Raw genomic sequence first — 24,543 nt, forward strand, 5'->3', positions numbered from 1 at the left:
CAAAAGCACCCTCTGGACGGATGGCTTGCTTAAATGGAAATTTCGTTGATGCGCTCAGGACGGGTGACAGGTTCGCTGTAATTCAGGCTGTCGGTGCCGACCACCTCGGCCAGATCATTCATGCGGATTTTCACTTTGGCATTCTGTGCGTTCTCCGACACCGTCAGCACAACGGCCTGCAGCAGCTCCGAAGGAATCGGGTCTCCCTCCATGAACATGTCGTCCTCCAGCGCAACCGTCACCAGGCCATCCTCGCCCTGCTCAACAGAAGCTACGGCGGCATCCCCGGATATGACACTCTCCAGGCCATCTCCTGGCTGCGGCCCCCGGATCAGCTCATTCAGCGCTGCTTGAAGAGCGCTTTGCCCGCTTGGAACGAGTCGGGTTACCGGCACATAGTACTGAATCCCCTCCGGCGTCACCGAAGAGAAGTACACGGTTACCGGTGTAGAGGAGGAGTAGATCGCATCGTCCGCTTTCTGAAGATTGATGCCCAGCGCTCTGGTCAGCGGCCGGTCAAGCGGTGTCCCGTTCACCGGCATCTCCGTCAGCTTCACACCGTCCACCCAAATCTGCAGCTGTTCAATCCCTTCCTGTCCGGTGAGCGTCCAGGTCAGCGCCTCCAGTATCCGCCGTTCCTCCTGAGCACTGTAGCTTGCAAACGCCGGGTTAAACTCGATCAGGGCCAGCTTGTTCTCCTCATCTACGGTAACATTGTTGACTTGCGTTCCTGGCGGCAATACCCCCTGGAAGCCTGGCGGTATATAAGCGGCGTATCTTCCTCCCTTGATCAGCACTTCCAGCGCGCTGCTCATGCTATCCGAGCCTTCCTCGCTCGGGATTCCCATCGTAACAGGCACCAGCATTCCACGGTTGTCCGTCAGATATACGGTCGTCTGCTCGCCAATCTCCCCTTGGGTTGCGGCCGAACCGATGCCGTTCATCATTTGTTCCTCCACTTGAGCCGGCGGCGGGTCGATCGCTTCAGACTGATTGCCTCCGAATGGACCGCAGCCGGATATCATGATCGGAACAGCAAGGAGCCCGGCGGCTGAAACTCTGCGCAGTGATCTCTTACGTGTCATGTATTGTTCCTCCCTAAATTTTGTACAGGTTGTACTCCTATGTATACGAGCCCTTTTCAAAAAAATACCCTCGTTCCCCTGTTTTCTGGACAAAGGGGTTGTGAAAAAAGTACAATCTTCAGTAAGCACCATCATTCAAACGAAGAATTCAATGAGGTGAGATCATGGCGGATACAAACATCCCTTACAGCCTGAACAGCAAAAAGGTAGCTGAAGCCACCTGGAGGTTGCTCGAAGAGCGGGGGGTTCACACCGAAGAGATCGCGGAGCTGGTTATGGTGCTTCAGAAGAAGTATTATCCAGACCTCTCGATGGAAGAATGTATCGAAAATGTCGAGGCCGTACTCAGCAAAAGAGAAGTCCAAAATGCTGTGCTGACCGGCATTCAGCTTGACATTCTGGCAGAGCAGGGCAAGCTGTTGTCCCCGCTCCAGGAATTGCTTGCCAATGACGAAAGCCTGTACGGCGTGGATGAAATTCTGGCCTTCTCCATCGTCAATGTTTATGGCAGCATCGGCTTCACGAATTACGGATATATCGACAAGCTGAAGCCGGGGGTGCTTGAACGGCTGAACGATAAATCGGAAGGCATCGTAAACACCTTCCTCGACGACATCGTCGGCGCGATTGCAGCCGCAGCCAGCAGCCGGATCGCCCATCGCAAGCAAGAGGACCATGAAATTGAAGAAGGCGAGCCAACCGCTCCGGAACAGGAGTAACAGCCAGTGCAACTGCCCCTAACGAGCAGCTGCTCTAAGCAAGCCTATGTACCGGCGTCGCCTGAAGCCTTAAAGCAAGTATAGAACGCCAAATAAACCTCTGATGATCAGAGGTTTATTTGTTTATCTATTCGAAGGCAAAGCCACCTGCTTGTCGAACGATCAGATCGGCGAAATTCCCCATATCTCCGACGCATACCGATGAATGGTGGCATCACTGGAGAAATGGCCTGCATGCGCGATGTTCTTCACCGCTCTGGCCATCCAGGCGGAAAGATCGACATAAGCGTGGTCCACAGCCGCCTGCGCCGCTAAGTAACTATGAAAATCCCCCAGCACAAAAAATTCATCGTTATGATCCAGCAAGGACTGATAAATAGCGATAAACTCCTGCTCCTGGGCACAAAACGGACCGGGCTGCACCAGCTGATCCACCACCCTTGAAATGTCCGGCATCCGCTCGTATATTTCCCGGGCTGCATAACCGCCGTCCCTGTAATAAGACAGCACCTGTTCGGCCCGAAGGCCAAACAGAAACATGTTGTCATCGCCCAGCAGCTCATGCATCTCCACATTCGCCCCATCCAGTGTGCCAATGGTCAAGGCGCCGTTCAGCATAAACTTCATATTGCCCGTGCCGGAGGCTTCCTTGCCGGCTGTCGAAATCTGCTCGCTCAGATCCGCTGCCGGGATAATCCGCTCTGCCAGGGAGACCGAGTAGTTCTCCAGAAATACGATGCGCAGCTTCTTGGAAACATCAGGATCGCTATTGACCGCTTCCACGACATTGTGAATGAGCTTGATGATGTTTTTGGCCAAATAATAACCTGGGGCCGCCTTCGCTCCGAATATGACGGTTCGCGGAACAACCTCAGCTGTCGGGTCGTCCTTGATCATGTTATACAGATGCATCACCCGCATAATGTTAAGCAATTGCCGCTTGTATCCGTGCAGCCGTTTCACTTGAACATCAAAGATCGAGTCCGGGTCCACGGCAATCCCCTGCTTGTCGAGGATATAGTCGGCCAACCGAAGCTTGTTATGCCGCTTGATCTCCTGAAGCTTTTCTTGAAAAGAAGCATCATGCTGGAGCGGCTCCAGCAAGCGAAGCTGACGCGGACTTAACATCCAGTCCGTTCCGATCGCTTCGACAATCAGACCGCTGAGCGCAGGGTTGCAATACAACAGCCAGCGGCGATGGGTGATGCCGTTCGTTTTGTTGTTGAAACGTTCCGGGTAGAGCTGGTAGAAAGGCGCCATCACCTGGCTTTTTAGCAATTCGGTATGCAAGGCGGCCACGCCGTTCACACTGTAGCTCCCGGCGATTGCCAGATGCGCCATCCGAATCTGTTCGCCTTCGATGATAGCCAGCCGTGCGATCCGCTCCGGATCGCCGGGATAACGGTCAAGCAGCATCGCGCAGAACCGCTTGTTAATCTCTTCAATTATCATGTACACACGGGGAAGCAGTTCTCTGACCATGCCGACCGGCCACTGCTCCAGTGCCTCGCTCAGCAAAGTATGATTAGTGTACGACACCGTCCGGCTTGTAATGTCCCACGCTTCCTCCCAGCCAAAGCCGAGCTCGTCAATCAACAGCCGCATCAGCTCGGGAATGACAAGTGTCGGATGGGTATCGTTAATATGCACCGCCACATAATCCGGCAGCTCGCGGTAAGGCCGACCCAGCTTGGCAAAGGTGCGGAGAATGCTCTGGATGCCCGCCGAACAGAGAAAATACTGCTGCTTCAGCCGAAGCAGCTTCCCTTCATAAGCGGAATCATCCGGGTACAGAAATTCCGAGATCGATTCCACGGAGCGGTTGTAATCCAAATATTGATGATACCCATGCTGGCCTCCCGGCCCGATCCGGCTCATGTCGGTGACGGATTCGGCGCTCCACAGGCGCAGCGTATTCACGCTTCCTTCGCTATAACCGATCACCGGCACATCGTAGGGAACCGCGCGTATCCGCTCCTGGTCAACAGTGCGGAATACGAGCCGCCCGGCTTCCTCCGCGATTTCGACCCGCCCCCAGAAATGCACCTCCACCGCCTTGTCAGCCCGGCGTTCTTCCCACACATTGCCGCGCTGAAGCCAGTTGTCCGGCAGCTCTACCTGATGACCGTCAATGATCTTCTGCTCGAACAGACCATACTTGTAGCGGATGCCGCAGCCATGTCCTGCATACCGCAGCGATGCCATGGAATCCAGGAAGCAGGCAGCAAGACGACCGAGACCGCCGTTGCCAAGCCCTGCGTCCGTCTCCTGCTCTTCGACCGCCTCCCAATCCCATCCGAGCTCGGCAAGTCCGGTCCGCACCATATCCAGCAAGTCCAAATTAAGCAGATTGTTGCCGAGCAGACGCCCGATCAGAAATTCCAGCGAAAAGTAGTACACCTGCTTCTGCCCCGTTTCCCGGTACATGCGGTTCGTCGTGGCCCATGGCCGCCCGGCATGCTCCCGAACCATACTGCCAAGCACCTTGTATACATCCCCGGGCGTCGCTTCTTCCACTGCCTTCCCCAATCGGCTGACCAGCTGTTCCTTGAAATGCTGTTTGAATGACTCCTTGTCGTTAAACAACGTCGTTCCTCCTGACCCATCCTATTGGCGGTTAGATTGAGACATCCTTGGCGATCACAAAAGGCTTGCGATAATCGCCCTGCAGCTGATGATCGCGGGAGATGATGACATCTTTGTCCAGGATGACATTCTCAAGCCGGACGTTTTCACCGATGACACATTTTTGCATGATGATGGAATTGTGAATGCTTGCGCCTCGCTTTACCTGGACTCCGCGAAACAGAATGCTGTTCTTCACTTCCCCTTCGATCCAGCAGCCGTTGGCCACCAAGGCATTGCTGACGTCCGCCGTGTCCAAATATTTAGCGGGCACCTCGTATTTGATCTTCGTATGAACGGTCCGCTTGCCAAACAGACTGTCATACGTTTGGGGATTCAGCAGGTTCATGCTGGTCCGGTAATAGCTCTCCAGCGAATTGATCACGGCATGGTAGCCCTTGTATTCATAGGCGGCGATGCGCAGCTTGTGGCGGTTCTTCATAAGGGCATCGCGAAAGAAGTGCTTTCCGCCATGGGCGATGCAGTGCTCGGCAAGCTCCAGGAACAGCGACTTCTCCATCACAAACATCTCCATATATATGCAGTCATGCCGCTGCTCGTAATGAATATCTGCAACGCTGCCGTCCTCGTCAACGTCCAGCCGGTAGCAGAACCGGTGCTCGGGTCTTGGCGAAGGGACGCGGGTGTAGACCAGCGTCACATCCGCTTTCTTCTCCAAATGGTAAGCATGGACTGCGTTCAGATCCACCGTGCTCAGATGCTGGCTGCCGGCATGGACGATATGGGAGGCGGCCCCGCGCTCGAAAAAATCGAGATTGTTGTTGATATGCCTCAGCTCTCCCGCTGACATATCCGTCTCATCGTTCCAGTCGGGCGGCAATATGAACAGCCCTCCCCGCTTGCGGTTCATATCCCATGGGCGCCCCTCGCCAAGATGATCCATCAGGGAACGATATTTCCGCCGCACGAAAATCGCAATATCCTGGATCCCGGCATGCATCATGCTCGACATAATGAAGTCGATCAACCGGTATCTGCCTGCGAACGGGACCGCAGCCCCGCAGCGATAATAGGTCAATTCATTCAGCCCATCCCGTTCCCGATCCAGATTAATAATGCCCATCAGCTCTCTCATCGTTCCTGCCTCCTGTTCCTACCCCTGATCCGTGCGGAGCGAAGAGGTCTGAAGCAGCTTCAGCCCCTCTTCGTCTTGTCCGGTAATGAGCGTGATTTCAGCTTCAGCCGCATCCGGCGTCCCGATCACCGCATGGTCTCCGATTTCCATATCCTCCGTGATAATCGCCCGGTGTATCCGCACATTGCGACCGATGCGGGCCTTCGGCATAATGACCGAGTCGGTGATGACGCTCCCTTCGCCGACCTCCACGCCGTAGAACAGCACAGAGCGCACTACCTCTCCGCTAACCGCGCATCCTTCGCTGATCATACTGTTCCGAACGATGCCCTGGGGAGAAATATACTGCGGTGGCTGATTCGGATTACGGGTATAAATGCGCCATCTCGGATCGTTCAGATTCAGCTTCGGCTGAGCAGTCAGCAGATCCATATTGGCTTCCCACAGACTCTGAATGGTGCCGACATCCTTCCAGTAGCCGTCAAACGGATAAGCATACAGGCTCCTACCCTCCCTGAGCATCAGCGGCAGAATATCCTTTCCGAAATCATGGCTTGTATCCGTGAGCTCGGCATTGCGGAGCAGGTAGGACCGAAGCAGCGGCCACCGAAACAGATAGACGCCCATCGACGCGGTCGTGCTTTTCGGACTAATGGGCTTCTCTTCAAATTCGAGAATGCGGTACCTGTCATCGGTGTTAATCATCCCGAATCGGGTGGCTTCCTCCAGCGTCACTTCAATGACCGATATCGTGCAATCTGCCTGCTTCTCCTTGTGATACGCAAGCATGCGATCATAATCCATCTTGTAAATGTGATCCCCGGACAGAATCAGCACATGGTCAGGCTCATACTGATCAATGAACTTCAGATTGCGAAAAATCGCATCCGCGGTGCCCCGGTACCACGTCGTACCGTCTTCGCGTTCATGAGGAGGGAGCACAAATACGCCTCCGCTTAACCGATCCAGATCCCAGTCGCTGCCGACACCGATATACGAATGCAGCACGAGCGGCTCGTACTGGGTCAGCACCCCGACCGTGTCTATGCCGGAGTGGGAGCAATTGCTGAGCGGAAAATCGATAATGCGGTAGGTTCCCCCGAAATAAACCGCCGGCTTCGCCAGCGTTTTCGTTAAGCCTTTCAGCCGCTTGCCCTGGCCTCCGGCAAGCAGCATGGCGACGACATCTTTTTTCTTCATGGCCGATTCTCCTTTAGAGGCGCTTGATCCAGAATCTTAGACAAGAAATCAGGCGGTTGAATGCCAAGAAACGAGCAGCACTTGCTTGCAAAAAGGACGGGGCATCATGGAGATGCATCAGACTGAAACATGGGGCTTGAGACGTTTGAGAGCGTTGCTTAAAGAGGAAAGGTATTCAAGTATATGCGAGAGAAGCGGGAACTCTGACTGCGAGATTGACAATGATTCGAAAATCGGATACGTAAAAAAACCGCCTGCGCTACGCATGAGAAGTCAAACGTGCAGCAGGCGGTCAGTTTTTAGTTCAGTCGCTCACGGTAAAATAAAGCGCGCCGCCCGTGCCTTCGGCCATCCGGGCGTTATGGCGCCGGGCCAGCTCGGCGAGATGGGCCAGCGCTTCGCACATGGCGAAGCGCAGCTGATGGATGCCGAGCGAGTCGCCGAAGAGGGCGGTGCATACCTCGTAGGCGGTCAGCTGCCCGGCCTCGCGCAGCAGGCCGGCGATGTGGGCCAGACGCTCCTCGTGGTGCTCGAGGAGCGCGTCGATCCGTTCACGGAAATGCGTGAACGGGTTACGATGTCCGGGATATGCCGTCCGGACATCCAGCTCGCGCAGGCGGCGCAGCCCGGCCAGGTAGAGCGCCAGCGGCGCCTCATCGCTCCCGGGCAGCAAGCTTACGTTAGGCGAGATTTGCGGCAGCACGGCATCGCCGCACAGCAGCACCCCGCGGTCGGCATCATAGAATGACAGATGCCCGGGAGCATGTCCGGCCGTTTCGATCGGGAGCCAGCGGCGATCGCCCATATGAAACGGTCGCCCCGCCTCCAGGAAGGAGACGTCCGGCTGCGGCGTGACCTGGGCGTTAAAGCCCTTGAGATGGGCCGGAAGCTCAGCCAGCCGGTACTCCGGCATGCCGTGAAGACGAAACAGCGACGGAAGCGCCGTCTCCATCGCGGAATTCGGCCCCCACATCAGCATCGCTTCCTGGTGCGCACGCCGCGACATCCATACACGGCCCCCGGAACGTGCCTGGAACCATCCGGCAAGCCCATAATGGTCGGGATGATGATGGGTCAGCACGATGGAGGCAATGTCGCCTGGCGTAATGCCCAGCTGCGTCAGCGCCGCCTCCCACTCCCGCTCCGAGCCTTCGGTTCGCGGCCCCGGATCGATGATGGTCACGCCCTCATCCCCGCGCAGCACGTAGCTGTTCACCCACCGCAGTGGGTTGTCCAGCGTTATTTTCACCTGTGCAAGATGATGCTCCGGCATTTCCTTCACTTCCGGGCCCGGCTCCCGCTGCTGCTTGCTCATGCCTCTAACTCCTCCGTCCACAGACTGTTGTAGGTTGTAGCTCATCTGACTCCATCATAAGCCGGAAACCACACTCATGTACATAGTTTCTGAGGATTAACGTTTCATGCATTCATCGGACCTGTCAAGCCAGCTCCTCGGCGTCTAGCGTGCCACATCTGCCGCCTGACGTACACGCTGCACCGCTTCGGCAGCCGGGATTGTTGTCTTGATCCCGTCTTCACCCATCCACTCAATCTCGCCCGAAGCCGCTCCGCGCCCGATAATGATCCGATGCGGTGCGCCTACCAGATCGGCATCCTTGAATTTGACGCCTGGCCGTTCATCGCGATCGTCGAGCAGCACATCCACCCCTGCCGCCCCGAGCTCGGCATAGAGCTGCTCGGCCAGAGCGCGCTGCTCTTCATCCTTCATCGACACCTGGATGATATGCGCTGCGAACGGCGCAACCGACATCGGCCAGACGAGCCGATCCTCCACAATGCTCTGCTCGGCTACAGCTGCCATGACCCGCGACACCCCGATGCCATAACAACCCATCACAAGCGGTTTCTCCCGGCCATCCGAATCGAGGAAGGTCGCATTCATCGCCTCGCTGTATTTGGTGCCAAGCTTGAATACATGCCCCAGTTCAATGCCGCGATGGAACTCCAGCGCTTGACCGCAGCGCGGGCAAGGTTCGCCCTCTGTCACATTCCGGAAATCCCCGGTAAATTCCAGCGCAAAGTCCTTCCCGGGACGAGCGCCTGTGAGATGGGTATCAATCCGGTTCGCGCCTGTAATCCCTTCAGCCATAGCTGCAACCTCATGATCCACCAAGATGTTTAAGGACAGGCCGACCGGACCGACAAAGCCGACCGGCGCACCGGCGGCCTGCAGAACCTCGTCCGCACCGGCAAGCTCCACTTGCTCCGCCTTCAGATAGGATTTCACCTTCGTATCATTCACTTCGCGGTCTCCACGAACCAGCACGGCGTACAGCTCGCCGTCTGCACGATACACCAGCGTCTTGATGATCTGCTCCGGCCCAATCCGCAGAAATGCGCTCAGTTCCTCGATGCTTTTAACATTCGGCGTATGCACCTCGGATGGTGCCTGTCCATCGGTACTTGCATGTGGATGATTTCCCGAGCTCCCCGCCGTCCGGCCAGACTCGGCCCGTTCCAGATTGGCAGCGTAATCGCAGGCGCTGCAGGATACGATGATGTCCTCACCGATGTCTGCCAGCGCCATGAACTCATGTGTCTCCCCCTGCCCGCCGATCGAGCCCGCATCGGCTTCAACGGGCCGGAATGTCAAGCCGCAGCGGCTGAAGATGCGCTCATAGGCGGCATACATCGTCCGGTATGCAGCATCAAGCCCTGCCCAGTCGCGATCGAATGAATACGCATCCTTCATCAGAAACTCCCGTCCCCGCATCAGGCCAAACCGCGGCCGCCGCTCGTCCCGGTATTTCGTCTGAATTTGGTACAGATTGACCGGTAGTCTTCGATAGGACGATATTTCATTGCGCACGATCGACGTAATCACTTCTTCATGCGTCGGCCCGAGTACAAATTCCCGCTCCTGGCGATCATGGAGCCGGATCAGTTCGGCTCCATAGGCGCCATACCGGCCGGATTCCTTCCACAGCTCAGCAGGCTGAATGGCAGGCATCCACATTTCTTGGGCGCCGGCGGCATCCATCTCCTGCCGAATCATGTGTTCGATCTTCCGCAGCACCCGCCAGCCCAGCGGTAAATAGGAATAAATCCCTGCCGCAATCTGCCGGATATAGCCGCCGCGAAGCAGCCATTGGTGGCTTCGTGCCTCAGCTTCAGACGGCACATCACGCAGCGTAGTCAGCAATAATTGACTTTGACGCATCTGTTCTCTCCCCTTTGTATATCATGACTGGATTCATCCCAAGGACAACACAAAAAAAGCACATCCGCCGAAAGGGACGAATGTGCTCGTGGTACCACCCTGATTCAATTCTTGCGCCTAAAAATCCGCCAAGAATCCTCTAGGCGGCGATAACGTGCCGCAACCGTCCGGGATGCCCAGTACCTGGCCAGCCCGGAAAACTACAAGGTAGGAAGCCGGCACCCGTGCGAGGAAGCCTTTCAGCCAGGGGCTTCTTCTCTGGATCGCCGAATGATGCGAGCTTATGTCCTTGATCATCGTTCTTGGTTCCATTCAGTTGTTCATAAATTACACTCCAACTGCCACAAATGTCAAGAGCAAACCGGATCATCCGTATCAGTGGGATATATGCTCGAGCACCTGCCGCAGTATGGCGATGACATGTTCATCTTCGTATGTATAGTAAAACATATTGCCGTCCCTCCGGTATTTCACGAGCTTCAGGCTTCGCAAATAGCTCAGCTGGTGCGAAACCGCAGACTGACTCATCCCAAGCGCCTCCGCGATGTGCCCCACCGGGCACTCTTCCTGAGACAGCATATGCAGTATGCGAATCCGCGTCGGATCCGATATCGCCTTCAGCAATCGGGAAGCTTCGACCGCCTGCTCCTCATCCAGAAGTTCATGGCAGTGTTCCTTCATTCTTCATCCCCTCTTTTCAAGTATCGCCTCCACGATGGAGCGGGCATCCTCAGATACCCCGGCCAGCAGAGCCGACCCGCGGTGCGTTTGCCAAGGAAGACCGACATAGTACAGGCCGGGAACCGGGCTGATTCCCCGGGAATGCCGCACGCCGCCCTCGTCATCCAAAGCCCCTTTCATCTGGAGCCAGCCATAGTCAGAAGCAAAACCGGTTGCCCATACAATATTGCGTACCTGAAGCTCCGAGTCGTCCTCGAATCGAACGCCGCTCTCGCTTCCGCCAACCGTTTTGCCATGCAACTTCACTTTACCGTACTTCATCGCCTGTTTCAATTCATATCCAAAAATGGGATCCCCCTGGCGTTTCAGCAGCTTTCCAACGAATGAAGTGGAGCTTGCCCGAAGCAGCCCCAGCTTGTCCAGCCACCAGAACATGCCCTTGCCGCCCAGAACCATTGGCAAATGACGCGGCCGCTTGCTCATGGACAGATGGGTCTCCCGTGTATGTGACAGCTCGTACGCAATTTGGGCCCCGCTGTTCCCCCCGCCAACGACGAGCACACTTCCAGACTGGAGCTGGGAAGGATTGCGATAAGAGGAGGAATGAAGCTGCACAATATCCGCAGGCAGGCTTGCGGCCAATTCCGGAATTCTCGGGGTCTGGAACGGTCCGGTCGCCACAATCACCTGTCTGGCGTGATAATCTCCCTGGGCCGTGTTCACGAGGAAGCCCTCCTCCTCTTGATGCACAGCGAATACCTCAGCCCCGTAGCGGATCGGAAACTCAAACATGTCCGCATATTTCGCCAGATAAGCAGCCATCTCCGCTTTGTCCGGAAACCCGTCCGGATCCCCTTCCAAGGGTAATCCCGGCAATGCGCTGTGCGTTCTCGGGGTAAAGAGGCGAAGCGAGTCATACCGCTCTTCCCAGACCTGCCCATGCCGCTCCCCACGATCCAGCATAATGAAGGGGACGCTCGCTTTCTTCAGCCAATAGGCCGCAGCCATTCCTGCCTGTCCTGCTCCGATAATCAGGGTATCCCATCTCATCTTCCTCACTCCTATTCATATATGTTCAATTGCTCATATATACATATACCATAGAAAAAGCATCTCGGCAACCCGAAGAATCGGATGCAAAAGATGCAGAGAAGGGGCTCCCTATTCATGAAATCGGCTGCGGAAGCGGCTTGGCGGCTCCCCGGTCCAGCGCTTGAACTGGCGGCTGAAGTGAGCGATATTGTGATATCCCAGCCGCTGAGAAATCTCCTCAATCGTCAACGCCGGGTCCATCAGCAGCAGCTTCGCCTTTTTCAGCATTAAAGTGGACATATATTGGCGCGGGGACATCCCGTACACCTCGGAGAACATCCGGTTCACGGACGACAGGCTGTACCCCACCTCTGCTGAGATCGAGGCAATCGTCTCCTGACCGTCTCCATCGCCTCCCGGCTGCCTATCGATCGCTCGCTCGATATATTCGGCTATACGAGCCGCTGTCTGGGTCATCCCATGCGCTGTCCGGTCGCCAACCTGTCTGGAAAGCGCAGCGCTCAAACTCCCGAAAAGCTCAAACATAGCGGACAATGCCATCATTCTCCCCTCTACGCGAGCAGCAGATTCCTGGGCAGTCAGCTCGATCAGTTTATCCAGTGCCGGCCGGATCGCTCTGGCCAGATCGCTGTCCGAGGCATGATAACATGTCCGATTCCGGTGCATAAGCTCGCGGAAGGCCCGCTCGTCCACATCAAAATGAAGGCAATAATACGTCATCCCTTCATCGCCGACAGCCCAGCTCTCATGTTCATCCCCCGGATTCAACAGCAGAAGATCCCCCGGGTGCTGCACGTACGTTTTTCGATTCACGACCGTCTTCTGTGTCCCGGACAGAACGAGATTCACTTCAAACAAGGCGTGCTTGTGACGCGGATAGCTCCAGCTCGGCTCCACCCTTCGCCAGTGAGCGGCAAATACGCGAAAGGTGGTATCCATATCCGGAAGCATGAACTCCCCCTCTCCCATGTTGCGGGCAGTTAAACGCTGCATGGTAATCCCCCTTTATGAATGCGCCTTCATGTATACGAAAACATTTAGTTGATTTGGGTAAATAACGGCATAGTATGGATATGGGAAGCACATCTCTATTATTGATATTATACAGATAAAGCCATATGAATAGAATGCTGTGAAGATGGATAACATCCGCACAGTCTTTCATTATTCCCGAGAAGGAGTGACCATTCATGTCAATCATTCGCAATCCGATTCTGACAGGCTTCAATCCGGACCCGAGCATCTGCCGCGCCGGTGAAGACTACTATATTGCCGTCTCCACCTTCGAGTGGTTTCCAGGAGTCGGAATCTATCATTCCAAAGATCTGAAGCATTGGCGACTCGTGTCCCGTCCGCTCAATCGGCTAAGCCAGCTGAACATGCTTGGCAACCCTGATTCAGGCGGTATCTGGGCTCCGCAGCTCTCCTATCATGACGGTGTATTCTGGCTCATCTATACCGATGTGAAAGTGACGGACGGGCGCTGGAAGGACTGCCACAATTATTTGGTCACCACAGACACAATTGATGGCGAGTGGTCTGAACCGATATTCCTGAACAGCTCCGGATTCGATCCTTCCCTGTTCCATGATGATGACGGCAAGAAATATCTCGTGAATATGATGTGGGATCACCGCAGCGGCCATCATAACTTCTATGGCATCGTGCTTCAGGAATACAGCCCGGAAGAGAAAAAGCTTGTCGGCAAGCGCGAGGTGATCTTCAAGGGAACCGATGTGAAGCTGACCGAAGCTCCGCATCTGTACAAAATTGGCGACTATTACTACTTGCTGACTGCCGAAGGCGGCACGAAATACGATCATCAAGCGACCATCGCCAGATCCAAGCAGCTTCACGGGCCTTATGAGGTTCATCCTGACAATCCGCTGATTTCGTCCTTTGCCGTACCGAGAAACCCGCTGCAAAAGGCCGGCCATGCATCCATTGTGAAAACGCATACCGATGAATGGTTTTTGGTCCACCTGACGGGCAGACCGCTGCCAAGACCGGATCAGCCGCTTCTGGATCCTCGGGGATTCTGTCCGCTCGGCCGTGAAACGGCCATTCAGCGTCTGGAGTGGAGGAATGACTGGCCTTATGTCGTCGGCGGCAACTTCCCTTCGCTTGAAATTGAAGGGCCGGAAATTGCTGAAGTTCCATGGGACCCGGATTATCCGGAAAAGGACGATTTCGACAGCAGCGAGCTGAATCTTCATTTTCAGAATTTGCGCATTCCGCTTGGCGAGCATATCGTCTCGCTGACCGATCGCCCGGGCCATCTGCGCCTGTACGGCAAGGAATCCCTGACCTCGAGGTTCACGCAGGCCTTCATTGCCAGACGATGGCAGCACTTTAATTTTACCGCGGAGACGAAGGTGGACTTCCGTCCGGATACCTTCCAGCAGGCCGCAGGACTAGTGAACTATTACAACACTCAGCACTGGACCGCTTGCCAGATTACGTGGCACGAAGAGAAAGGAAGAGTGCTGGAGCTGTCATCCTGCGACAATTCCGAATTCGCTCAGCCGCTGTACGGGCAAGAAATTCCGATCCCGGACGAAGTGGAGTACGTGTATCTCCGCGTAGATGTGCAAACCGATCTTTACCATTATTCATACTCCTTCGATGGAGACAACTGGGTACAGCTTCCGGTAAGCTTCGAGTCCTACAAGCTGTCGGACGACTACATTCGCAGCGGCGGTTTCTTCACCGGAGCCTTTGTCGGCATGCAGTGCCAGGATACGTCGGGGCGAAGCCAGCCAGCTGATTTTGACTATTTCATCTATAAAAGCCATTCCTGATCACGCGCTGTCACCTTGGTTCATCAAAGGGTTATACGCTAAAGGCCTGGAGCTCTTGACCGAGCATCCAGGCCTTCTTCATTTGTCAGCAGTTTGAATCCTCAATGATCATTTTGCTTGCATAATCAGCCTTTAACGGAGCCGGCCGCTATCCCTTCCACGATCCGATCGCTCAGGAAGAGGAACATAAGCAGAATCGGCAAAATGCTGATCATGAGCGTCGCGCCAATCGCACCCCAATCCGTTGTATACTGACCAATAAAGTTTTGAACACCCACCGTTAACGTTTTAAACGTATCCGAGCTGATGAATGTATTGACAAAAATAAACTCGTTCCAGTTATAGATCATGTTGATGATCGCCGTTGTGGCCAGTACAGAGCCGGTCATCGGCAGCACGATCCGGAAAAACACGCGGTGGACTGAGCAGCCGTCCATCACGGCAGCCTCCTCCACTTCGCGCGGAAGCGAGTAATAAAAGCCGAGCAGAATCATCATCGTAATCGGCAGGTTAAATGCCGCGTAGGAAAGGACAAGCGACAGCGGATGATCTGTTAATCCCACCCGGTTAAAGAGACTGAACAACGGGATAAGCGTCGAGTGAACCGGAATCATCATCGCAACCATGAACAATCCGAGCACAAGCGAGCTGCCCTTCCACTTCATCCGGGTGATAGCAAAGGTAACAAGGCTTCCCAGTATGATCGTCAACACCGTCGCCGCAATCGTAATCCAGACGCTGTTCAGGAAGTAGACGCTGATGTTGCCCGCGCTCCACACCTTCTCGTAGTTTTCCCAGCGCGGATTCATCGGCAGCGACAAAGGAGGAAGATCAAACACTTCCTGATTGTTCTTCAGTGAAAAAAGAAGCAGCCATACGAGTGGAAATAACTGAAAGGCCGCCACAACAATAAGCACGACATAAAGCAGCAAGTATCCCAGCTTTCCAACCGGCGATCGGGAGCCTGCGTTTTCCGTTCCGAGCCGGGCTGCAGTTGAAGGTACCATATAGACCCCCTCCTTACGAATATTGAATTCTGTCTTTCGTTGCGGTCGCCCGGCGAATGGCCCACGTCACGACAAGGCAGATGACAAGCAGGAAAAATCCGATTGCACTGCCGTAGCCGAAATCGTATGCCCGGAAAGCTTGGCGATACATGTAGGAAGCCATAACCTCACTGGCCCCGTTCGGTCCGCCGTCTGTCATGACATAGATCAGATCAAAATATTTCAAGGAGCCAACCACCGCCAGCACAATCGTTACCTTGAATACTTCCATCATCAGCGGAAGTTTGATTCTCCACGCGATTTGGAGAGAATTGGCGCCGTCGATCTTGGCGGCTTCCTCCAGGGAAGAAGGGATATTCTTCAAGGCGGCGTAGTAAATCAAAATATAAAAGCCCGCATATTGCCACAGGATCGGCACGAACAGTGCATAGAGCACCAGGGACGGTTCCGCCAGCCAGGCCGGCGGATTGGCCACCCCAAGCGATTCCAGCACCGAATTCACAATCCCGTTCGTCGGGTGATACATCCGAAGCCACAGCTGGGCAATGGCGACCGAGGATAGCAGCATCGGTATGAGATAGATTTTACGGAACAGATTCGCTCCCTTGATCTTGGAAGCCAGCACCATAGCCACAATGAGATACACAATCAAGCTCAGCGCTGAAAATACCGCCAGCAGCAGCGAGTGACCCGCACTGCTCCAGAACATACCATCCATAAGAAGCTTCTGATAGTGAGCCAGGCCGACAAAGGTCATAGCGCCGATTCCGTTCCAGTCATGCAGTCCATAATAAGCCGTAAGCACAATCGGAATATAGACGATGGCCAGAATCAGGAGCAGCGCAGGCAGCACGTACAGCGTGATGATTTTTTTATTTGACATGACTTTATCCAAGTGCTCCCACTCCTTTCTGTACAGGCTTGCAGGAAGTGAAGCCCCCTCCCCGGCACGGACGGCCGGAGAAGGGGTTCCTGCTCCCCTTGGCTGCTTTAAACCTTAGTTCCCCTTGGAGATCGCCGCGTCATGCTCCTCCGCGAATTTCTCCGGAGTGACGGCCTTCCCAAAGAGCGCCTGGATCATATTCAGATGCGTTTCCGCCGCTCCGGCTTCCATCTGAACATCGGCAAACAAGGTGATGCTGCTGGCCTGATTCATCTCATTGAACAGGTCGATATAGAGCTGAGGAAGCTCAAGCGAAGCCGTATCCACTTTCGTAGCCGGGATGACGCCTGCCCCAGTCACGGACTGCTCACCCCACTTGGTGACAAAATATTCAACGAACTTCTTGGCTTCTTCCTTCACAGCCGAGTTCTCCGCGATAAACAATCCGACACCCGGTCCGCCGACCCAGCTGTCCACATTGCCCTTGCCGCCATCAACGGTCGGGAATTTGAAGAAACCGACGCTGTCGCGGAACTCCTGCGGAATATCTTCATTCGTTGTAAAGTTCGGCAGCTCCCACGTTCCCATCATGTACATGGCCGCTTTCCCGTTCAGAAATTCCGACTTGGCTTCCTCGTTGGATAAGCCGTTGTATCCTTTCACAAATGCATTGCTGTCCACAAGCGACTGCACTTCGGCAGCAGCCTGCACCAGCGCATCATCCTTAAAGGAGCCGGCCCCCGTGATCGCTTCAGCCAGACTCTCCTGCCCGCCGATCCGGTCAGCCAGGTACATATACCAGAGCGAGCCGGTCCAGCGATCCTTATTCCCTAAAGCAACCGGTGCGATGCCGTTGTCCGACAGCGTTTTCACAATCGATTTGAATTCTTCATACGTTTGTGGAATTTCCAGCCCATACTGTTCAAAGATCGCTTTGTTGTAGTATACAGGTGCGATGTTAAACTCCAGCGGCAGCGCGTATGTCTTGCCGTCGATCGCATAGGCCTCGGTCGTGCCCGCTACAAACTTGCCGTTGAGTTCCCCACTCAGCAGGTCATCCACCGGTGCAAACAGATTGCCCTCCACATAAGGTGTCAGAAATCCTGCGGCCCATGTTACGCCGACATCCGGCAGCTCATTCGAGGCTGACAGCACCTTCAGCTTGTTTTTGTATTGCTCGTTATCCAGCACTTCCTGCTTGATCACGACATGGCTGTTCTCTTTCTGGTATTCCTCGATAATCTGGTTGACAATTCGGTTCTGTCCGGCAGAGACGCCAGCCGGCCATAGATGCATGAAGTTCAAGGTCACCTTGTCGCCTTCGCTTCCGCTGCTTCCGGATTCGCCCGAACCGCCGGCAGCTCCGGAATTTCCACCACTAGATCCGCATCCGGCGGCAATGAGTGCCAGACACAACGTCAACAGCAGTACAGTCCACTTTTTCTTGAACACGTTTTCAACCCCTTTTGGATCTTTATTATGAAACCGCTTTAATTCAATTGTAGCAGTGGTTATTTCGAGCGATAAGGTCATGGCGATTGGGACTAATACCACTTTTATTGGATTCGTTCTCCGCGATCGGTTGCTTGCTGGCGATACTGGCTTGGACTCATGTTCTCCTGATCTCGGAACACCTTGATAAAATATTTGGCCGTCTGATAGCCGACCCTCTCCGAAATTTCAGAGATAGGCAGCGGCGTGGCCAGCAGCAGCTCCTTGGCCCGCTGGACTCTGCGCCGGGTCAAATACTCACTGAAGGTGAGCCCCGTCTGTTCCTTAAACAGCACGCTGAAGTAACTGGCGTTCAGATGCAGATGATCGGCTACCTCCTTCATGGACATGCTCTCATGCAGATGCTCATCCACATATTTAAGCGCCTCCTGGATCTGTGCGCTGTATACCTTCTCCTCCTGCACCGTCTCCAGCAGCTTGGGGTCCACCAGCTGCTCCATGCGCTTGATCCGGTTCTGCTTCTCCTCACGCACCAGGGCCGTCTCTACAGCCTGCACCAGCTTCCCCTTGTCGAGCGGCTTCAGCAAATAATCAACGACGCCGAATTGCAGCGCACGTTTGGCATAATCAAATTCGGAATGTCCGGAGATGACAATGACTACCGGCGGATTCGGCGCCTCGCTCAGCTTCTCGATCAGTTCCAGGCCGCCGATTTCCGGCATGCGGATATCGGTGACGACCAGGTTCGCTCGAAGCTCCGGCAGCATTCGGAGCGCCTCCACGCCGCTTGCGGCTGTCTCGATCCGGCAGCTTCCTGCCGACCAAGCTTCCAGCGTCTTGCGAATCCCTTCCCGTGTTCTCGGCTCATCGTCCACAATCAAGATCGTTTTCATCTTATTTCCCCCTTGCCATCGTTCGGGATTTCAAAGGAAACGGTCGTCCCGCTTCCCTTCCTGCTCTCTACCTGCAACGCGTTGAGCCCGCCTTGCTCAGCGCTGTAATACAGCCCGATTCTACGGCCGACGTTGGCGAGCCCGACTCCGCTTCCTTTGGATGATTCGGAATGCCCTCTCTCCATCGCCTCATACAGCTGTGCCAACGCCTCCTCATCCATGCCGGGCCCGTCATCCGAGACCGATATCCGGGTATATCCCGGCTGCGCCGAGGGCTCGACGCGCAGCACAACCTTCCCGGGCTCCAGCTTCTGCTCAACACCGTGCAAAATCGCATTTTCCACCAGCGGCTGAATCAACAGCTTCGGAATCATGATTTTACGGCATCTGTCGTCCGCCTCGATCCGCCAGGATATGCGGTCGAGCAGCCTCATTTTCATAATGGTCAAGTACCGCTCCGCGTGCTCCAGCTCATCGGCGATGGTGACCCATTCGTCCTCGTCCTTCCGGTTGATGACATAGCGGAACAGCCCCGACATCGCCACCACCACCTGAGCCAGCTCCTCTTCACCTTTCTCCTCAAGCGCCCAGTAAAACGCTTCCAACGTATTAAAAAGGAAGTGCGGATTAATTTGCGCCTGCAGCGCTTTCAGCTCCGTGCGGCTCTGAATAATTTCCTTCTGATATACAACCTCAATCAGTTCATTAAGCGAATCCACCATCTGATTATACGTATTGTTCAGTTCATTGATCTCCATCGTGGAGGAGGTCGCTTTGTTCGGCTTCAGCGTCCCGAAGCGCGCCCCGCGCATCGCCTTGATCAGCTGCAGAATCGGCCGGGTAATCATCGTGGTCAAGATGAAGCTGAATACGAGAAACAGCAAGGCGCCGACAGCTCCGGATACCAAAATCGAGGTCCGCAGCACCGAAATCCCTTCGGTTGTATAATCCACCGGTGTCAGCATCACAATCCGCCAGCCAGTCGCTGCCGACTGTTTGTGCACGGATATATAATCCTCCTTGCCCAGCGTAAGGGTCTCTCCCTCTCGCTCCAGAATATAGGCCGGATCCACATCCTCATGGAAATTGGAGGCAATCATATGTCCCGCCTGGTCATAGAGCAGCATGGCTTCCCGAATATCCGAGGCAGCGCTGGTGTCGGTCAAATCGAAATAGCTCTTCTCCATCCGGACCAGCAAATATCCTCCGTGTGCAAAAGATTCATCAATCAGCCGTATACGCCGTAGTGCGATAACCAGATCCGGTTCCTTCGGATCCTGCCCGAACCAGTACAGCCGGCCTTGCCCGCTGTCCGCAAGCGCAATCCACTCGCCCGGCACCCGGCTCTCCAGGCTGCCTTCATCGAGCGGGAACAGGCGCCGGTAATCGGTCGTATAGATTTCCATCGAACGAATGCCTGTCGCGTAGGCCTCGTACTTTCGCACCTCCTGCTGCAAAGACTGGCGCTCGCTGAAGCTGATCGGTTGCCCCTCGGTCTCTTGTGTCAAAAAGCGCTGCACCGTCGCGTTCGTGCTCACCTGTGCCGACAGCGTATCCACCTGCTTCAGCGAAGCATCCAGCTTGCCCGCAGCCTGGACAGCGGTCTGCTGAATATGTCGTTCCGCACTGTTCTGAAGCAGTACCGACACCTGGTTGTACACAAAAAAACCGACCAGGGCCAGCACAATGACCATGACCAGCATAAAACCCAGAAAAATTTGATTCCGGAGCGTATTGAAACTCCCAAATCTGCCCAGTCTGTTCATCTCTTCCTTCTCCTTCCCCCTGCTCCGTTGCCGCCCGGCCATCTGCCATCCCATTGCGCGGCCAAGCTCTTACCTACACAGCGAATCAGCACGCGCGCTCGGGATACATCAAGGCCCTTCGCCTTTGCCTGGTTTATTAAGCCAAGCATCATCGCTATGGCGTTAGCCGAGCTGCTGGCTCACATCGGATACAGCTCCTGATGGCGCTCCAGCACCTTTTTGCATTCTGTGCACAGCCCGCTGACCACTCCGGCATCATTCGCATAATAGGTCAGCTTGCGGCGCTTCCGGCAGCGGCTGCATGGCTGAGTGTCCGCGCTTCCTGCCCCTTTGCGCTTTCCTTGCAGCGGGACCACTGTGCCGGATCGGCCTTTCCTGCGTTTTCTTCGGTCCCACAGCACCGCGCCTATCACGATAGCCCCTATGACCACGGCGATGCTGATCCAGAGTCCGGTATGTATATCCATATCACTTATCCTCCCCATGACGACCTGCCTGTGCTTGCCTGCTATACAGAGTACGCTTGTGAGCACACTCCGGATGTAATTGACAATAACTTACATAAGTCTAGCAAACTCGGGGTGACATTTCTACCTTGGGCATAGCATCCTTGAGCTGATAATGCGGTAAGAGCCCATTTAACCGCCATCTACGCACCTTCACCTGTGCCCTTACATAGAATGAGTTGACTGTATCCCTTAACCTTGTTAGACCACACATACCCGGGCAAGGAGGGGTGACACCATTGAAGGGAAACGACCATAACAGCAAGTTCTTGTTAACCCACCGTGAACGCGAAGTGTTTGAATTGCTCGTGCAGGACAAAACGACTCGCGACATCGCCGGGCAGTTATTTATTAGCGAAAAAACGGTGCGTAACCACATCTCCAATGTGATGCAGAAATTGAACGTAAAAGGACGTTCGCAAGCTGTCGTTGAGTTGATAAAACTCGGTGAATTGAAGATCTGACATCATGTCGGTGCCGGTTTATGGACCGAACACGGCGAAAGCCTTCTTTCCCAGCAAGAACGGGAAATAGGAGGCTTTTTTGTGTTTGTTTCAATGAAAAGAAAATAGCTCAAACTTATAGTATTTCCCCTTGCTTCCTGGTCCAAGTTCGACTATGATGAAGGGGTAAAAATTATTTTCTTTTCAAGTTTTCATATTAATAAAATAATTTTCATAACAAATCTCGTCACCCGCTCGGATCGGGTAATGAAGGAGGCCATTTGATGACACCGATCCTGCATATTATCTCCGTGGAGAAGGACTCCCTTCCCCGTCAGGAAAGGCGGCTGGCCGAATTCATTCTGGCAAACCCCTCCAACATTGTGAACATGGGGATTACAGATCTGGCGGCTGCATGCGAGGTCAGCGCTGCGACGGTGACCCGCTTCTGCAAGAACTTTCAGTGCAAGGGGTATCCTGATTTCAAGGTGAAGCTGTCGGCTGAGATCGCTCATGCCGAAATGGCATCCAAAATGGGTAACACCCGCTATCAGGATATCGTGGCCGGCAAGAATCTGGCCGACATCGTGGAAGCCATTGAGTCCAATCACCTCACCTCCATCCGCGACACCACGCAGCTATTGGACCTCGGACAACTGGAGCGTGCGGTGAACGCCCTATGCGGCGCCAAACGCATTGATCTCTACGGGGTTGCAACCTCGTCGATTGTGGCACAGGACTTCTATCAGAAGCTGGTACGGATCGGTAAGAACTGTACTGCCTTCGCAGATTCCCACATGCAGATTACGTCAGCTTCAACGCTCTCCGAGGGCGATGTGGCGGTTGCCATTTCCTATTCCGGGGAAACCCCGGAGACGATTGACGCACTGACCTGTGCCAAAGACGCAGGCGCTTTCACGATCAGTATCACCTCCTACAGAAGCACCCGGCTTTCCAAACTGTCGGATATCCCGCTGTACTCCTCTTCACTGGAAGAGGGGATGCGCCGCGGGGACATGGCTTCCCGAATCGCGCAGCTGCATATTATCGATATTTTGTTTATGGGTATGGCCAGCCGTGATTTTTCAACATATGTTCCGCGTCTAGAGCAGTCTTATCTGAATGTTCAAAACTACCGCAAGGGCCGAGGAGGACAATAATCATGAATATTTACACATTTAAGGACGATGAAAGCTTTGTAGAAACCGCCGCCAGCATCATTTCCAGCCTGGTGCATGTCAACCCCCACGCCAAGCTCGGTTTGGCTACCGGAAGCACCCCGGTAGGTTTGTATGCCAAGCTGATTGAGATGCACCGCAAGGGACTGGTCAGTTTTGCCGGCGTAACCACCTACAATCTGGATGAGTATGTCGGCCTGCCGGAGAATCATCCGGAGAGCTACCGTACCTTTATGAACGAGAAATTCTTCAATCATATCGACATCCCGCTGGAACAGACGCATGTGCCTAATGGCAATGCGGAGGATCTGGAGGAGGAATGCCGGCAGTATGACCAGATGCTCGATACATACGGGCCGGTCGATATTCAGCTTCTTGGGCTTGGACATAACGGCCATATCGGCTTTAACGAGCCGGGAGACAGCCTGAGCGGAGCAACCCACCTGGTTGAGCTTCAGGAAAAGACACGGACAGCGAACGCAAGATTCTTCCCATCGATTGATGATGTCCCAACCCATGCGATTACAATTGGCGTGGCCAGCATCATGAAGGCTCGTCAAATTCTGCTGCTGGTTCGCGGGGAGGACAAGGCGGAAATTGTGCATCGTGCGCTTAAAGGCCCAATCACCACCCAATGTCCGGCATCGCTTCTGCAATGCCACCCGAATGTCGTGGTGCTGCTGGATCAGGGAGCGGGGAGATTGCTGGTATGAGTACATTCAACAATTCGGTTCAATTGCTGTACGGGAACGTCCTGCTGCCCGATGGACTGGAGCAGGACGGCGTCCTTGCCATTGGCGGAGATTCCATCCTCTATGCCGGACCCGTCTCCGGACTTCCGGAATCGATTCGCAATGCGGCAGGCGAGACGCTGAAGCAGCCGGATGGCTACATCATCCCAGGCTTTATCGACATCCATGTGCATGGCGGCAACGGCGAGGATTTCATGGATGCAAGCCAGGAGGTCCTCGACAAAATCACTTCCTTCCACAGCTCCCAGGGTACCACCGCGATGCTGGCCACAACGATGACCGCGCCTAAAGCGGCGATCGACCGCGTGCTGAAGGAAGTGAACGCTTATCGCCAGCAGGCAATGCCTTACACACGCCTGGAAGGCGTTCATCTGGAAGGCCCATTCATCAGCCCGAAATGGCCGGGTGCGCAAAATCCGGTGCATATCGTTCCTGCCAACATCGATTGGCTGGAGGAGTGGGAAGCTGCTTACCCGGGGCTCATCCGCCAGGTTACGCTAGCGCCTGAACGGGAAGGCGCCTTGGAAGCCATCGCATGGCTTAGCCAGCACGGCATCGTGGCTGCGCTTGGCCACACCGATGCCACCTACGAAGAAGTGGAGACCGCTGCGGAGGCAGGATTAAGCCACGGGGTTCATACCTTCAACGCGATGACAGGACTGCATCACCGCAAGCCTGGCGTCGTAGGGGCCATGCTCAGCGATGACCGCATCAGCTGCGAAATTATCGCTGATGGCATTCATGTTCATCCGGCAGGCATCAAAATTTTGACGCGTACGAAACAAGACGGCAATCTTATTATGATTACGGACGCTATGTCAGCCGCCGGTATGCCCGATGGCGAATACACGATCGGTGATCTTCCGGTCATTGTAGAGAATGGTATCGCAACATTAAGGGATAATCGCAGCAGTCTGGCCGGCAGTACGTTAACGATGATTAAAGGCTTCCAGCTGCTGACCCAAACGATCGGATTAAGCATTGAGGAAACCTCCAAAATCGCGAGCTTGAACCCTGCACGCAAAATCGGGATTGATCGCCAAACCGGCAGCCTGGAACAGGGAAAACGGGCCGATGTGCTGCTGCTGAACTCGGAGCTGGAGCTCCGTGGCGTATGGATACAGGGACAGCGTAAGCATTAATGACTTCCCCTGCTTTGCTGAATCGTTATGTTCAGTAATATATAGACTAAAGGAGCTGCCTGCTGGTGAATTCACCCGCG

At 54.7% G+C, this 24,543-nt stretch carries 21 protein-coding genes; 6 read left to right on the forward strand and 15 right to left on the reverse strand.

Annotated elements, in window-relative coordinates:
* Positions 1 to 29 precede the first annotated feature (29 nt).
* Positions 30 to 1,085, reverse strand: a complete 1,056-nt coding sequence (locus MKX64_RS03225) for a GerMN domain-containing protein (RefSeq protein WP_341035321.1) — start codon at positions 1,083 to 1,085, stop codon at positions 30 to 32.
* Positions 1,086 to 1,249: 164 nt separating this feature from the next.
* Between MKX64_RS03225 and MKX64_RS03230 the strand changes: the two genes are divergently transcribed.
* The gene (locus MKX64_RS03230) at positions 1,250 to 1,804 is read left to right on the forward strand and encodes a phosphatidylglycerophosphatase A family protein (protein WP_155618582.1); all 555 of its coding nucleotides are present in this window, start codon (positions 1,250 to 1,252) and stop codon (positions 1,802 to 1,804) included.
* A gap of 162 nt (positions 1,805 to 1,966) precedes the next feature.
* Here the strand turns inward: MKX64_RS03230 and MKX64_RS03235 are convergent, their stop codons facing one another.
* From MKX64_RS03235 to MKX64_RS03270, 8 genes are all read right to left on the reverse strand, one after another.
* Entirely contained in the window at positions 1,967 to 4,390 is a 2,424-nt protein-coding gene (locus tag MKX64_RS03235; protein WP_155618581.1) for a glycogen/starch/alpha-glucan phosphorylase, read from the reverse strand.
* Positions 4,391 to 4,421: 31 nt separating this feature from the next.
* Positions 4,422 to 5,525, reverse strand: a complete 1,104-nt coding sequence (gene glgD, locus MKX64_RS03240) for a glucose-1-phosphate adenylyltransferase subunit GlgD (protein WP_155618580.1) — start codon at positions 5,523 to 5,525, stop codon at positions 4,422 to 4,424.
* Between the two features lie 18 nt (positions 5,526 to 5,543).
* A complete protein-coding gene (locus MKX64_RS03245) occupies positions 5,544 to 6,725 on the reverse strand; it encodes a glucose-1-phosphate adenylyltransferase (RefSeq protein ID WP_155618579.1) in 1,182 nt (393 codons plus the stop codon).
* A gap of 304 nt (positions 6,726 to 7,029) precedes the next feature.
* Positions 7,030 to 8,040, reverse strand: coding sequence for an MBL fold metallo-hydrolase (locus MKX64_RS03250; RefSeq protein WP_155618610.1), 1,011 nt, complete (start codon positions 8,038 to 8,040; stop codon positions 7,030 to 7,032).
* A gap of 144 nt (positions 8,041 to 8,184) precedes the next feature.
* Positions 8,185 to 9,906: a proline--tRNA ligase gene (locus MKX64_RS03255; protein ID WP_341035323.1), complete on the reverse strand. Its 1,722-nt coding sequence runs from the start codon at positions 9,904 to 9,906 to the stop codon at positions 8,185 to 8,187.
* Positions 9,907 to 10,281: 375 nt separating this feature from the next.
* On the reverse strand, positions 10,282 to 10,587 hold the full coding sequence (locus MKX64_RS03260) for an ArsR/SmtB family transcription factor (protein WP_095266927.1): 306 nt from the start codon (positions 10,585 to 10,587) through the stop codon (positions 10,282 to 10,284).
* A 3-nt stretch (positions 10,588 to 10,590) separates the two neighbouring features.
* Positions 10,591 to 11,637 (reverse strand): flavin-containing monooxygenase, encoded by a 1,047-nt coding sequence (locus MKX64_RS03265; RefSeq protein WP_155618577.1) that lies wholly within the window; start codon positions 11,635 to 11,637, stop codon positions 10,591 to 10,593.
* A gap of 111 nt (positions 11,638 to 11,748) precedes the next feature.
* A complete protein-coding gene (locus tag MKX64_RS03270; protein ID WP_230875782.1) occupies positions 11,749 to 12,633 on the reverse strand; it encodes a helix-turn-helix domain-containing protein in 885 nt (294 codons plus the stop codon).
* Positions 12,634 to 12,830: 197 nt separating this feature from the next.
* On the opposite strand from MKX64_RS03270, the gene MKX64_RS03275 reads away from it, so the two are divergent.
* Positions 12,831 to 14,441 carry a glycoside hydrolase family 43 protein gene (locus tag MKX64_RS03275; protein ID WP_155618576.1) on the forward strand — a complete coding sequence of 537 codons (1,611 nt, stop codon included), beginning with the start codon at positions 12,831 to 12,833 and terminating at the stop codon, positions 14,439 to 14,441.
* A 125-nt stretch (positions 14,442 to 14,566) separates the two neighbouring features.
* Here MKX64_RS03275 and MKX64_RS03280 read toward each other — a convergent pair whose 3' ends face one another.
* The 6 genes from MKX64_RS03280 to MKX64_RS03305 all read right to left on the reverse strand — a co-directional run bounded on the left by MKX64_RS03280 (position 14,567) and on the right by MKX64_RS03305 (position 20,909).
* Positions 14,567 to 15,448 carry a carbohydrate ABC transporter permease gene (locus MKX64_RS03280; RefSeq protein ID WP_095266922.1) on the reverse strand — a complete coding sequence of 294 codons (882 nt, stop codon included), beginning with the start codon at positions 15,446 to 15,448 and terminating at the stop codon, positions 14,567 to 14,569.
* Positions 15,449 to 15,461: 13 nt separating this feature from the next.
* Complete coding sequence (locus tag MKX64_RS03285; protein WP_095266920.1) at positions 15,462 to 16,343, reverse strand: carbohydrate ABC transporter permease; 882 nt, start codon at positions 16,341 to 16,343, stop codon at positions 15,462 to 15,464.
* 102 nt (positions 16,344 to 16,445) lie between these two features.
* Entirely contained in the window at positions 16,446 to 17,783 is a 1,338-nt protein-coding gene (locus tag MKX64_RS03290; protein WP_095266919.1) for an extracellular solute-binding protein, read from the reverse strand.
* A 104-nt stretch (positions 17,784 to 17,887) separates the two neighbouring features.
* Complete coding sequence (locus tag MKX64_RS03295; RefSeq protein ID WP_095266917.1) at positions 17,888 to 18,676, reverse strand: response regulator transcription factor; 789 nt, start codon at positions 18,674 to 18,676, stop codon at positions 17,888 to 17,890.
* Entirely contained in the window at positions 18,673 to 20,442 is a 1,770-nt protein-coding gene (locus tag MKX64_RS03300; protein ID WP_095266916.1) for a cache domain-containing sensor histidine kinase, read from the reverse strand. Before MKX64_RS03300 ends, MKX64_RS03295 begins: the two co-directional genes overlap by 4 nt.
* Positions 20,443 to 20,621: 179 nt before the next feature.
* On the reverse strand, positions 20,622 to 20,909 hold the full coding sequence (locus MKX64_RS03305) for a hypothetical protein (RefSeq protein ID WP_095266914.1): 288 nt from the start codon (positions 20,907 to 20,909) through the stop codon (positions 20,622 to 20,624).
* 278 nt (positions 20,910 to 21,187) lie between these two features.
* On the opposite strand from MKX64_RS03305, the gene MKX64_RS03310 reads away from it, so the two are divergent.
* The 4 genes from MKX64_RS03310 (at position 21,188) to nagA (ending at position 24,463) form a co-directional block, all read left to right on the forward strand.
* Positions 21,188 to 21,412: a helix-turn-helix domain-containing protein gene (locus tag MKX64_RS03310; RefSeq protein ID WP_046678368.1), complete on the forward strand. Its 225-nt coding sequence runs from the start codon at positions 21,188 to 21,190 to the stop codon at positions 21,410 to 21,412.
* Between the two features lie 263 nt (positions 21,413 to 21,675).
* A complete protein-coding gene (locus MKX64_RS03315; protein WP_095266795.1) occupies positions 21,676 to 22,551 on the forward strand; it encodes a MurR/RpiR family transcriptional regulator in 876 nt (291 codons plus the stop codon).
* Between the two features lie 2 nt (positions 22,552 to 22,553).
* Positions 22,554 to 23,282 (forward strand): glucosamine-6-phosphate deaminase, encoded by a 729-nt coding sequence (gene nagB / locus MKX64_RS03320; RefSeq protein ID WP_155618575.1) that lies wholly within the window; start codon positions 22,554 to 22,556, stop codon positions 23,280 to 23,282.
* A complete protein-coding gene (nagA, locus tag MKX64_RS03325) occupies positions 23,279 to 24,463 on the forward strand; it encodes an N-acetylglucosamine-6-phosphate deacetylase (RefSeq protein WP_341035325.1) in 1,185 nt (394 codons plus the stop codon). The genes nagB and nagA overlap by 4 nt, the downstream gene beginning before the upstream one ends.
* The last annotated feature ends 80 nt before the right edge of the window (positions 24,464 to 24,543 follow it).

The sequence above is a fragment of the Paenibacillus sp. FSL M8-0334 genome, assembly GCF_038000405.1.
In the GTDB taxonomy this organism is placed as follows: domain Bacteria; phylum Bacillota; class Bacilli; order Paenibacillales; family Paenibacillaceae; genus Paenibacillus_AQ; species Paenibacillus_AQ campinasensis.

What these genes read in the sequence shown, in the direction of transcription:
- MKX64_RS03225 (WP_341035321.1), bottom strand. Translation starts at nt 1,085, where the DNA reads ATGACACGTAAGAGATCACTGCGCAGAGTTTCAGCCGCCGGGCTCCTT.
- MKX64_RS03230 (WP_155618582.1), top strand. Translation starts at nt 1,250, where the DNA reads ATGGCGGATACAAACATCCCTTACAGCCTGAACAGCAAAAAGGTAGCT.
- glgD (WP_155618580.1), bottom strand. Translation starts at nt 5,525, where the DNA reads ATGAGAGAGCTGATGGGCATTATTAATCTGGATCGGGAACGGGATGGG.
- MKX64_RS03245 (WP_155618579.1), bottom strand. Translation starts at nt 6,725, where the DNA reads ATGAAGAAAAAAGATGTCGTCGCCATGCTGCTTGCCGGAGGCCAGGGC.
- MKX64_RS03250 (WP_155618610.1), bottom strand. Translation starts at nt 8,040, where the DNA reads ATGAGCAAGCAGCAGCGGGAGCCGGGCCCGGAAGTGAAGGAAATGCCG.
- MKX64_RS03255 (WP_341035323.1), bottom strand. Translation starts at nt 9,906, where the DNA reads ATGCGTCAAAGTCAATTATTGCTGACTACGCTGCGTGATGTGCCGTCT.
- MKX64_RS03260 (WP_095266927.1), bottom strand. Translation starts at nt 10,587, where the DNA reads ATGAAGGAACACTGCCATGAACTTCTGGATGAGGAGCAGGCGGTCGAA.
- MKX64_RS03265 (WP_155618577.1), bottom strand. Translation starts at nt 11,637, where the DNA reads ATGAGATGGGATACCCTGATTATCGGAGCAGGACAGGCAGGAATGGCT.
- MKX64_RS03270 (WP_230875782.1), bottom strand. Translation starts at nt 12,633, where the DNA reads ATGCAGCGTTTAACTGCCCGCAACATGGGAGAGGGGGAGTTCATGCTT.
- MKX64_RS03275 (WP_155618576.1), top strand. Translation starts at nt 12,831, where the DNA reads ATGTCAATCATTCGCAATCCGATTCTGACAGGCTTCAATCCGGACCCG.
- MKX64_RS03280 (WP_095266922.1), bottom strand. Translation starts at nt 15,448, where the DNA reads ATGGTACCTTCAACTGCAGCCCGGCTCGGAACGGAAAACGCAGGCTCC.
- MKX64_RS03295 (WP_095266917.1), bottom strand. Translation starts at nt 18,676, where the DNA reads ATGAAAACGATCTTGATTGTGGACGATGAGCCGAGAACACGGGAAGGG.
- MKX64_RS03300 (WP_095266916.1), bottom strand. Translation starts at nt 20,442, where the DNA reads ATGAACAGACTGGGCAGATTTGGGAGTTTCAATACGCTCCGGAATCAA.
- MKX64_RS03305 (WP_095266914.1), bottom strand. Translation starts at nt 20,909, where the DNA reads ATGGATATACATACCGGACTCTGGATCAGCATCGCCGTGGTCATAGGG.
- MKX64_RS03315 (WP_095266795.1), top strand. Translation starts at nt 21,676, where the DNA reads ATGACACCGATCCTGCATATTATCTCCGTGGAGAAGGACTCCCTTCCC.
- nagB (WP_155618575.1), top strand. Translation starts at nt 22,554, where the DNA reads ATGAATATTTACACATTTAAGGACGATGAAAGCTTTGTAGAAACCGCC.
- nagA (WP_341035325.1), top strand. Translation starts at nt 23,279, where the DNA reads ATGAGTACATTCAACAATTCGGTTCAATTGCTGTACGGGAACGTCCTG.